The organism is Bacillus sp. 0102A (assembly GCF_036765155.1).
GTDB classification, from domain to species: Bacteria; Bacillota; Bacilli; order Bacillales; family Bacillaceae; genus Bacillus; species Bacillus subtilis_G.
This window is the reverse complement of the sequence record NZ_JBAIZW010000017.1, coordinates 1-9,110: the sequence shown is the minus strand read 5'-3', so window position 1 is coordinate 9,110 and position 9,110 is coordinate 1. Positions and strand designations below refer to the sequence as shown.

At 45.2% G+C, this 9,110-nt stretch carries 2 protein-coding genes; both read left to right on the top strand.

Annotated elements, in window-relative coordinates; genetic code table 11:
• Positions 1-3,529, top strand: a 3,529-nt coding sequence (locus V6D41_RS21330; protein ID WP_333519561.1) for an amino acid adenylation domain-containing protein, incomplete at its 5' end; no start/stop codon positions are given.
• Positions 3,530-3,554: 25 nt separating this feature from the next.
• On the top strand, positions 3,555-9,110 hold a 5,556-nt coding region (locus V6D41_RS21325; RefSeq protein ID WP_333519560.1), incomplete at its 3' end, for an amino acid adenylation domain-containing protein.

Below are 9,110 nucleotides of genomic sequence, written 5' to 3'. Positions count from 1 at the left end.
GACGCGGGATACGAGTAGGAATCCAGTGTTTGACGTGATGTTTGTTCTTCAAAATATGGATCAGGAATCAATGCAGCTGGATGAACTGCGTCTCAAACCTGCAGCAAGCAACGGGCATCAAACATCCAAATTTGATTTAACCCTGTATGCTCACGAACAGCCCCGCGGTTTGCTGACGTTCCAAATGGAATTTAGTACGGACTTATATAAGAAAAAAACGATAGAAAAGTGGCTTCAATACTTCATCAATATGTTACTCTCCATCATCCAAGACAGCAAAGCCGCTCTCGGAACAATAAATATACTGAATGAGGATGAGACCCATTACCTTATCCATGAGCTCAATCGTACAAAAATAGAATATCCAAGAAATGAAACCATCAGCAGGCTCTTTGAAGTCCAGGCTGAACAAACGCCTAATGCCGTAGCAATTGTCAGCGATACACAAGTGTTAACTTACGCGGACCTGAACAGACGGGCAAATCAAATCGCTTCTGTTCTACAGAGAAAGGGAGTCGGGCCTGAGAGTGTTGTAGCCTTGTTGACAGGACGAACACCAGAACTCATAGCAGGAATGCTGGGTATTCTGAAAGCTGGCGGAGCCTACCTGCCTATCGCTTCTGATCTGCCTGTTGAACGAATAGTTTATATGCTGTCAGACAGCGGGGCCGAATTACTCCTTCAATCGGAAAAAGCCGAAAAACGGCTATTAAACATTGAATGTGAACAAATCATAATCGAAGACATTCAAAAGCAGGGAGAACCGACGAATATTGAATCGTCAGCAGGGCCGCATTCACTCGCATATATCATTTATACCTCTGGATCAACCGGTAAACCAAAGGGCGTCATGATTGAGCAGCGAAGTGTGATTCGTCTAGTTAAAAACAGCAATTATATTCCATTTACACCTGCAGACCGTCTTCTCATGACATCATCAATCGGTTTTGATGTCGTGACATTTGAAATATTCGGACCGCTGCTAAATGGAGCAGCTTTGCATCTATCCGATAAACAAGCATTTCTTGATTTCCATCAGCTTAAGAGATACATAGAAGATCAAGGGATCACAACGATGTGGCTGACATCTTCTCTATTCAATCACTTGACAGAGCAAAACGAGAAAATATTTTCACAGCTAAAACATCTGATTATAGGCGGAGAAGCTTTGTCGGCAAGCCACGTCAATCGAATCAGAAATCTCTGCCCTGAAGTATCTATATGGAACGGGTATGGCCCAACCGAAAATACAACTTTTTCGACGTGCTTTCACATTCAAAAAACATATGAACGTTCTATTCCGATCGGGCGGCCGATTGGTAATTCCACCGCTTATATCTTAAATAAATGGGGAATGCTGCAGCCGATCGGAGCTGTTGGCGAACTTTGTGTCGGCGGAGATGGCGTCGCCAGAGGATATTTGGGCCGCCCTGATTTAACGAGAGAGAAATTTATCCCAAATCCATTTGCGTCTGGCGATCGACTGTATCGCACTGGTGATCTGGTGCGCTGGCTTCCCGATGGCGTAATTGAGTACGTTGGCCGTATTGATGATCAAGTAAAAGTAAGAGGTTATCGGGTGGAACTGGGTGAGATTGAATCAGCACTTCGCAAAATAGACGGAGTCAAAGAAGCAGCTGTGTTGGCACGTACAGGACAGACAGGGAGCAAAGAACTGTTTGGCTACATCAGCGTAAAAGCGGGCACGAATGCTGAACAAGTGCGTTCTCTTCTCACGGGGTCACTGCCAGGTTATATGATCCCGGCGTACATCATTGTAATGGAGACGCTTCCGCTCACTTCAAACGGAAAATTGAACCGGAAAGCACTTCCTGAACCAGATGTCACGTCTATACAAACGTACGTCCCGCCTCGCGATGACCTTGAAGAACAGCTGGCGTTGATTTGGCAGGAGGTTCTCGGCATCCAGAGGATCGGAATAGAGGATTCGTTTTTTGAATTGGGCGGAGATTCAATCAAAGCGCTTCAAGTTTCTGCACGCCTTGGTCGTCATGGGCTAAGCTTGCAGGTAAGTGATTTATTCCGTCATCCAAAGATAAAGGACTTATCACCATTTATCCGTAAGACAGAAAGAATCATAGAACAAGGACCCATTCAGGGAGACGTTCCATGGACGCCTGTTCAGCAATGGTTTCTTTCACAGGATATTGAAGAAAGACACCATTTCAACCAGTCTGTCATGCTTTTCCATTCTGATCGTTTGTCTGAAGACGCCCTTAAAGCAGCCTTAAAAAAACTGGCGGAGCATCATGATGTGCTTCGGACGGTTTATCGTGACGATGACGGGCGATGGATTCAAATCAACCAAGGCATTCATGAATCACAGCTGTACAGCTTGAGAATATCTGATCTTTCACAGTCAGAAAGCGGTTGGGAAACGCAAATCAAACAAGCAGTTGCTGATCTACAGCAAAGCATCAATTTGCAGGAAGGACCATTGTTACATGCCGCTTGGTTTAAAACACTGTCCGGAGATTACTTGTTCCTTACCATCCACCATCTTGTCGTTGACGGGGTTTCATGGCGGATTTTGCTTGAGGATTTGTCAGCAGGATATCAACAAGCGGCTGCAGGCGAGGCGATTCAACTTCCGCCTAAAACTGATTCCTATCAGGAATACGCAAGACGAATACAGGGCTATGCCCAAAGCAGCAAGCTGATTCGTGAGGAGGCGTATTGGCGAAGTGTAGAAGAACAGCAAGCTGCGGAACTGCCATATGAAATGTCGCATCATGAGAACACCGACTGCAGCAAAAGGGACTCGGTGAGCTTTTCACTCACTGAAGCAGATACCTCCGTCTTGCTGCAAAACGTCAATCACGCCTATGGTACAGATACACAAGATATACTGCTAACTGCGGCATCTTTGGCAATTCGTGAATGGACAGGCGGAAGCAAGCTCCGGATTGCAATGGAAGGACACGGGAGAGAACACATTCTGCCGGAGTTGGATATCAGCCGAACGGTCGGCTGGTTTACATCTATTTACCCCGCCCTCATAGACTTTGAAAATCATGGGGATGAACTCGGAACCGCAGTAAAAACCGTTAAAGATACACTGGGCCGGATACCAAACAAGGGGGTGGGATACGGTATGCTGAAATACCTCACACACCCTGAAAACAAAAGTATTGAGTTTTCAAAAATACCGGAAATCAGCTTTAACTATTTGGGACAGTTCAATGACATAGAAAGACAGGATAACTTCCGCCCATCGAGCCTTGGAAGCGGAAAGGACATCACTCATACATGGAGGCGTAAACAGATCATCGAGATGAGTGCAATGGCAGCAGACAAAAAGCTTCATTTCAATCTCAGTTATCCGCCAGCCCGCTTTCATCGAAACACAATGGAGCAGCTTATCAACAGGATCGCACACTTTTTGCTGGACATTATGAAACACTGCGCCAGTAAACAGAAAGCTGAAAAGACGCTGAGCGATTTCAGCAGCCAATCATTAACGGCAGAGGATTTGGACAGTATATCCAGCTTGGTGGAAGAATTATAGAAAATCGTGACAGGGAGACATGAACATGACAAAAGCGAATTCAATTCAGGATATTTATCCGCTGTCTTACATGCAGGAAGGGATGCTTTTCCATTCCCTCCTGCAAAAAGATTCACAAGCATATGTCGAGCAAGCTTCTTTTACAATAGAAGGGACAGTCAACCCGCAGTGTTTTCAAAACAGCATCAATGCTCTTGTAGCAAGACACGATATTTTCAGAACGATTTTTATCAGTCAAAATGTTTCATCTCCCCAGCAGGTTGTCCTGAGAGAACGGAATGTCATCGTACAGGAAAAAGACATCACGCATTTAAACGAAGAGAAGCAGTCACAGTTTATCGAGCAATTGAAAGAAGAGGACCGGGCTCAAGGGTTTCAGTTGCAAAAAGACCTGCTCATGCGCATCGCTCTGATTCAAACTGGAGAGAGCCAGTACACTTGTATTTGGACCTTTCATCACATTATGATGGACGGCTGGTGCCTCAGCATTGTGCTAAAGGAGTTTCTCCATATTTACGCATCTTATGTACACGGCTCCCCTATATCATTGGAGCCGGTCCATCCATACGGAACGTATATCAAATGGCTGATGGAGCAAGACAAAGAGCAGGCAGTTTCTTATTGGGAACATTATCTATCTGGCCATGACCAGCAAACCATACTCCCGAAGCAGAAAAAAACAAAGGGGAGAAGCAGGCAGGAACACGTTACGTTTTCATTCTCTAAGGAAGAAAGCATCAGGCTTTCGGAGCTTGCTGCAAGAGAAGAAGTAACACTCAGTACGATTTTTCATACCATTTGGGGCATTCTGCTTCAAAAATATAATAATAACGATGATGCCGTATTCGGTTCTGTCATGTCAGGAAGGCCTGCAGAAATCGAAGGAATTGAACAGATGGTCGGTCTTTTCATTAACACGATTCCGGTTCGGGTTCAGGGGGCAAAAAGACCATTTCTTCAACTCATAAAAGACATGCAAAAAGACCGTCTTTCCGGTGAAGCATACAGCTACCACCCTTTATATGAAATTCAAGCCCGATCAGCGGTTAAGCAAGGGTTAATTGATCATATTCTCGTATTTGAAAACTATCCGGTTCAGCAAGAGATTCAGATGCTGAATAAACAGGAACATGCTTCTGATCTTTTTCAGATTCATAACTTCACTGTGGCAGATGAAACCAACTACAGCTTTTATCTTATGGTGGCGCCAGGGGAAGAAATCCATATCAAAATGAGCTATGATGCGGAGCAGCATGATCGGTCTTTTGTGCTTTCTGTCAAAGAGCATCTTTTGAATGCTGTATCGCAAATCTTAACTAATCCGAATCTTCCGCCTGAAGAAATCGATATCACGACTGACACTGAAAAGCAGCAGCTGATTGGTGAAATGGCAGATGTATCACCTGTTTACGAAACCATCCATGCTATGTTTGAAGCACAAGCGGAAAAGACACCGGACGTTTATGCTGTAATTGATCAAGCCTGCTCGTTAACGTACAGAGAATTGAACAAATCGGCTAACAGATTGGCGCGGCATTTGCGAATGAAAGGTGTTGCGAGACAGGAGCCTGTTGCGCTCATGATGGAACGCTCTGCGGCGTTTATCACTGGTGTTCTTGGTATTTTGAAGGCAGGCGGCGCCATTGTTCCGATTGATCCGCATTATCCGGCTGAAAGAATCCGTTATATTCTAAATGACTGCGGCTGTTCGCATGTTGTTTCACAAACGCATCTTTCCTCATCGCTTGAAAACAATTACTTTATCACTCATGCAGAAGATATCGAAAGCCAAGAAGACGGCAGTAACCTACAGTCAGTCAACAATGCGGACGATCTTCTGTATATGATTTACACATCAGGCACAACAGGTAAACCAAAGGGTGTTCAATTTGAACATCGAAACATGGCTAACTTGCTGAAGTTCGAATATACTCACTCCGGCATTGACTTTGAAGCAGACGTTCTGCAATTTGCGACACCAGCCTTTGACGTCTGTTATCAAGAAATTTTTTCAGCGCTTCTTAAAGGCGGCACACTGCACATCGTGCCAGAAGCCATAAAAAGAGATGTGCCTCAGCTGTTTGCATTTATAAACAAGCACCAGACGAATATTGTGTTCCTCCCAACGGCTTTTATCAAAATGATTTTCAGCGAGCAACAATTTGCGAACTCGTTTCCTTACGGCGTCAAACACCTGATTGCAGCTGGAGAACAATTAATCATTTCAAGCCTTTTTCAAGATGCATTACGTAAACGCGGCATGCACCTGCACAATCATTACGGACCTGCAGAAACTCATGTGGTATCTACGTATACCATACATCCGGGAGACCCTATTCCTGAGTTTCCTCCAATCGGTAAACCGATAGGCTGTACTGAACTATATATTTTGAATCATCAAAAACAGCTGCAGCCCTACGGCGTATCAGGTGAAATCTATATTTCCGGCGCAAGTGTTGCCAGAGGATATGTCAATCACGATAGCCTGACACGTGACAAATTTTCACCTGACCCTTTCAGGCCCGGATCGATCATGTACCGTACGGGTGATTTGGCCAGACGACTTGAAGACGGCAGCATCGAATATATCGGACGGGCAGACAATCAAGTGAAAATTAGAGGTTATCGAATTGAACCGCAAGAAATCGAAATCACGTTAATGAATCATCCGGATATTAAAGCAGCTGCCATTCTCATCAGGCAAGACCAAAACGGTGAACATGAATTGTACGCTTACTATGACAGTGTACAAAGGCTGAATACAGCAGATTTACGCAGCTATATGGCTAGTGAGCTCCCAGAATACATGATCCCGGTGAAATGGGTATGGGTAGACAACATACCTCTTACTACAAACGGAAAAGTAGATCAATCAGCACTTCCTGAATCAGATGATTCAATTAGCGGGATTCCATATACTGCCCCTCGTAATCTGTTAGAGGCAAAGCTTTCGCAAATATTTGAAGATGTGCTGAAAAATGGTCATATAGGCATCCAAGACAACTTTTTTGACCATGGCGGCCACTCGTTAAAAGCAACAGTGCTTATGTCACGGATCGCAAAGGAATTTCATGTGCAAGTTCCGCTTAAGGACATCTTTGGCCACCCTACGGTAGAAGGATTGGCTTCAATCATCCGAGAAGCTGAGCAAAATCCGTATGCGGCAATTGAACCAGCAGAAGAAAGGAAGACATATCCTGTATCTTCGGCACAAAAACGGACATATGTGCTTCAGCAGCTTGATGAGGGTGTCGCCTACAACATGCCAGCGGTCTTAGAACTGGAAGGGGCACTGGATGTCGCTAAACTGTCTGCTGTATTTAAAGAATTGATCAGTCGGCATGAGCCGCTTCGAACTTCCTTTGTATCTGGGGCTGATGGCGAGCCGGTTCAGCGTATCCATACCGAAGTGCCGTTCACATTAAGTAAAGAGGCCGCTATCGAGGGTTTTGTCCGTCCCTTTGATCTGAGCCAGGCGCCGTTATTTAGAGCGGGTCTTATTAAAGTGGCGAACGAGAAGCATGTATTGCTGGTGGACATGCATCATATCATTTCAGATGGCGTATCCGTTCAGCTCTTAATCCGAGAATTCACCGATCTTTATGCAAACCGGCAGCTTAAGCCATTGCGGATCCAGTATAAAGATTACGCCGTTTGGCAGCAGCAATTTAAAAAGGGGGACTCGTACCAAAAGCAGGAGATTTACTGGCAGCAGCAGTTTAGACGGGATCTTCCTGTACTAGAGCTTCCGACCGATAAACGCCGGCCGGCAGAACGACAATTCACAGGCGGAAAAGTAACCTTTCAAATGGATAAAGAGATTACGGCCAGCATAAAACGGCTCGCCCGTCAAAACAGAAGCACGCTTTACATGACACTGCTCGCTTTGTATTCAGCTTTTTTATCACGGTTAAGCGGTCAGGATGATATCGTGATTGGTTCACCTATCGCCGGCCGGCCCCATGCCGATCTTGAAGCAGTTCTCGGGATGTTCGTCAATACATTGCCTCTCCGGACACGCCCGGCAGGCAATAAGACATTTGAAGAATTTCTGAAGGAAGTCAGGCAGACGACACTAGAAGCGTATGAACATCAGGATTATCCGTTTGAAGAGCTTGTGGATAAACTCGGTGTGCAGCGGGAAATGAGCCGGAATCCATTGTTTGACACAACGCTTGTCCTGCAGAATATGGAACAGCATAAGTTGAAAATGAAAGAGATACAGCTTCAATGGCACGATTTGGAGCATCCAATATCGAAATTTGATATTTCCCTGTATGTGACAGAACACGATTCCGAGCTATTCTGTCAGTTTGAATACAGTACAGCTTTGTTTGAGAAAGAAACCATCCAAAGGTGGGCCGGTCTTTTCACCACGCTTGTGGAACATACAGCTGTCAGCCCTGAAACAGAATTGGACAACATTCCACTCTTAACAATAGAAGAAGAGAGAGAGTTCATTGAAGCATGCCATCCGGTTCAGGGGACGGGCTATCCGATGAATCAAACGCTCCACTATGCACTCGAAATGCAGGCAGCAAAAACGCCTGATCAGACGGCTGTTGTTTTTGAAGATGGAGCGATGACCTACAAAGAATTGAATGAACAGGCTAACCGTATCGCCTGGGAGCTGATCGAACGAGGAGTAAAAACTGAAACAACAGTTGCCATTATGGGAAGGCGTTCACCTGAAATGCTGATTGGCATTTATGGCATTCTTAAATCTGGCTGTGCTTATCTGCCTATCGACCCGGATTATCCGGAAGAACGAATCAGCTTTCTGCTGGAGGACAGCGGTACAAATATTCTCCTGCTTCAGTCTTCTGACCTGCCTGTTCCGGCATTTGCAGGAGAGCTTGTTTATCTCAATCAGACAAATAACGGGCTGGAACATCGTTTGTCCAATCCGAATGTGGACGTTCTCCCGCAATCTTTAGCATATGTCATCTATACATCCGGTTCTACCGGCAGGCCTAAGGGTGTTGAAGTTGAACATCGATCTGCGGTGAATTTTTTGAATTCCCTTCAGTCCCGCTATCGGCTGAAGCACTCAGATGTGATTATGCATAAAACATCTTATTCATTTGACGCTTCAATATGGGAGCTGTTTTGGTGGCCTTATGCCGGTGCTTCTGTTTATCTGCTTCCTCGGGGAGGCGAAAAAGAACCTGAAGTGATCGCGAAGGCTATAGAAGAACAAAAGATCACAGCTATGCATTTTGTGCCTTCAATGCTTCATGCATTTTTAGAACATATAAAATATCGCCCTGTACCGATTAAGACAAACGGACTCAATCGGGTGTTTTCCGGAGGAGAGCAGCTGGGAACCCATCTCGTCTCCCGATTTTGCGAGTTGCTTCCAAATGTTGCATTAACCAATTCCTACGGACCAACGGAGGCAACTGTAGAAGCTGCTTTCTTTGATTGTCCGCTGCATGAAAAGCTTGAACGGATTCCAATTGGAAAACCTGTTCATTATGTCAGATTGTATATCCTCAATCAAAAGCAGCGGATGCTGCCTGCTGGATGTATTGGCGAACTGTACATCGCCGGATCGGGTGTTGCCAGAGGCTATTTGAAA